This is a genomic window from Roseateles sp. (assembly GCF_049240545.1).
Lineage (GTDB): Bacteria > Pseudomonadota > Gammaproteobacteria > Burkholderiales > Burkholderiaceae_C > Paucibacter_A.
This window is the reverse complement of record NZ_JBMLSK010000104.1, coordinates 1-1,614: the sequence shown is the minus strand read 5'-3', so window position 1 is coordinate 1,614 and position 1,614 is coordinate 1. Positions and strand designations below refer to the sequence as shown.

Below are 1,614 nucleotides of genomic sequence, written 5' to 3'. Positions count from 1 at the left end.
GTCTTGGGTGTGCGGGGAGAGGCTCATTGGCAGGCGGCGGGCGGAAGCGACGGCGCCATCGTAGTCGCCCGGCGCCCGGCGCGGTGCGGGTTACGGGCCGCGGCGGCGCCGTTGCGTCGCGTTGCTACCCTTGCGCCATGCAGCCGCGCGACCCGCAGCACCTCCTGAAGTCCGTTTTCGGCTACGACCGCTTTCGCGGCTTTCAGCGCGAGGTGATCGACCGCGTGGCCGGCGGCGGCGACGCGCTGGTGCTGATGCCCACCGGCGGCGGCAAGTCCGTGCCCGCCCGGGCGCGGGTGCCGCCAGCGGCGTGCGCTCGCGCAGGGTGGTGCGGCTGCGCACGGCCAGGTCGTGGTGCTGGCGCGTGCCAGTCGCCGAGCGAAGCCCGCGGAAGGGTGCCGGAGCTTGCCGGACTCGCCGCGCCCGAGGTGTGCTGCGATCCGTGATCACTGCTGCGCCGTTCGCCCCGTGGCCCGCACACCCCGCCTGCGCTCTGCTGGCCCCCTCCATCCGCCGCCCCCGCGGCCCGCCTCGGCGGGCGCACGCTTCGCCTACCAGCGGCACCGGCCGGAGGACACCACGCTCTACCGGGTGGTGCAGGAAGAGCTCGAGACCTTCCTCGCCCAGGTCGAGGCGCAAACAGGCTCGGGCCTGCCGCAGTTCGTCAAGGACGAGTTCGAGGCGTACCTGGAATGCGGCATCCTGGCCCACGGCTTCCTGCGTGTGCGCTGTGCCGAGTGCGCACAGGAGAAGCTGGTGGCGTTCTCGTGCAAGCGACGGGGGTTCTGCCCCTCGTGCGGGGCACGTCGCATGGCCGAGACGGCGGCGGTGCTGGTGGATCGCGTCATGCCGCGGGTGCCGGTCAGGCAGTGGGTGCTGTCGTTTCCGATCCCGCTGCGCATCCTGCTGGCGGCGCACCCGGAGTTGCTCACACCGGTGCTGGGCATCGTGCACCGGGTCATCACGGGGTTTCTGCTCGGCCAGGCGGGACTGAAGCGCACCGCCGCCGACGCAGGCGCGGTCACGCTCGTTCAGCGATTCGGCTCGGCGGCGAATCTCAATGTCCATCTGCACTGCCTGGTGCTCGATGGCGTGTACCGGCGCACCGAGGGTGAACCCCTCTTCCAGGAGGCGCGCGCCCCCACCGACGATGAGCTCAAGGGCCTGCTCGAGCAGATCGTCGCACGGCTGATGAAGCTGCTGACGCGTCGAGGTTATCTGGTCGAAGAGCAGGGCATGACCTGGCTGGCGGAGACGGATACGGAGAATTCGTTGGCGTCACTGCAGGCGGCCTCATGCACTTACCGCATCGCCTTGGGGCCGCGCGCCGGCCAGAAGGTGCTCAGCCTGCGCACGGTGGCTGGCCGGGACGACAAGCCCAGGAAAGTGCTGTGCGCCGATGCGCACGGCTTCAGCCTGCACGCCGCGGTGCGCTGTGGGGCGGATCAGCGCAAGCCACTCGAACGGCTGTGCCGCTACATCACCCGCCCCGCGCTCGCCAACGAACGCTTGAGCCGCAATGGCAAGGGGCAAGTCGTGTTGCGACTGAAGAGCCCGTATCGCGACGGCACGACCCACATCGTCATGCCGCCGCAGGAGTTCATGCAACGCCTG

Annotated in this window: 2 protein-coding genes; both read left to right on the top strand. The window is 70.5% G+C overall.

Annotated features, from left to right (window positions below; genetic code table 11):
• Positions 1-137: 137 nt before the first annotated feature.
• Complete coding sequence (locus tag ACOVRJ_RS06955) at positions 138-446, top strand: hypothetical protein (RefSeq protein ID WP_422043158.1); 309 nt, start codon at positions 138-140, stop codon at positions 444-446.
• A 22-nt stretch (positions 447-468) separates the two neighbouring features.
• On the top strand, positions 469-1,614 hold a 1,146-nt coding region (locus ACOVRJ_RS06950), incomplete at its 3' end, for a transposase (RefSeq protein WP_422043157.1).

What these genes read in the sequence shown, in the direction of transcription:
- ACOVRJ_RS06955 (WP_422043158.1), top strand. Translation starts at nt 138, where the DNA reads ATGCAGCCGCGCGACCCGCAGCACCTCCTGAAGTCCGTTTTCGGCTAC.